The sequence below is a fragment of the Vibrio sp. 811 genome, from assembly GCF_033339195.1.
This window is the reverse complement of sequence record NZ_JAWOUB010000316.1, coordinates 1-764: the sequence shown is the minus strand read 5'-3', so window position 1 is coordinate 764 and position 764 is coordinate 1. Positions and strand designations below refer to the sequence as shown.

The window sequence follows — 764 nt, the reverse complement described above, 5'->3', positions numbered from 1 at the left end:
GTTACAACGTGATTAACCTGATTGACGAGCCTCTAGCGAACGGTCTGCTTGGCTATGGCCCGTCGGTTTCTAACCCGATGACGGGGGAAATCATCAAAGGCCACGTGAACCAATACGCAGGTGTTGCAAGAACGGGTGTGCCTTTCTATTGGGACAACTTGGCGCGTTTCTATAATCGTAATCAACTGGACTTAGATGGCTTAGATCCATTGCCAACCAGCAGCGAATCTGTGAAAACAGAAGTTGCGGATAGAATTGAAGCGCTTTCTACAATGGCGGCGATGGCGAGCCTGAAATCGGATGAAAACATTCATGCGCCGCTCGTTTCAAAAGAAGACATCGTTTCTGGAAAAGCAGCGACGAAGAGCCCAACTCAGCTAATGAAAAACTTCAATGATGACATGGAGTTTGAAAAGGTGGTTGAAGTTGAAGAGAACCGTTTGTCTTTCTGGGCAGAGAACAACGTCTATCCAATCGAAGCGTCGTGGGTTTCTTCAACCAACAAGGCCATGTTGGACAACTTGAAGTTGGATGACGAGCGTTACTTTGAGATCAAACTCGATGACGCAGGTAACGAAGTATCGCGTCAGCTTAAGCGTTGGAAATACCTACCAAAAGAGTTGCAAGTGAAAGCCGCAGATGCGATTACGGTTGCGACTTACAGCAATACGCTTGTTCACGAGCTTGGTCATAACATGGGTCTGCGCCATAACTTTAAAGGCTCAAATGACAAAGCGAACTACTACACGCTAGAGCAAGCGCAT

At 47.0% G+C, this 764-nt stretch carries 1 protein-coding gene; it reads left to right on the top strand.

The genetic code is table 11. The features are described from left to right. On the top strand, positions 1 to 764 hold a 764-nt coding region (locus R7Q46_RS26590), incomplete at both ends, for a M66 family metalloprotease (RefSeq protein WP_318078141.1).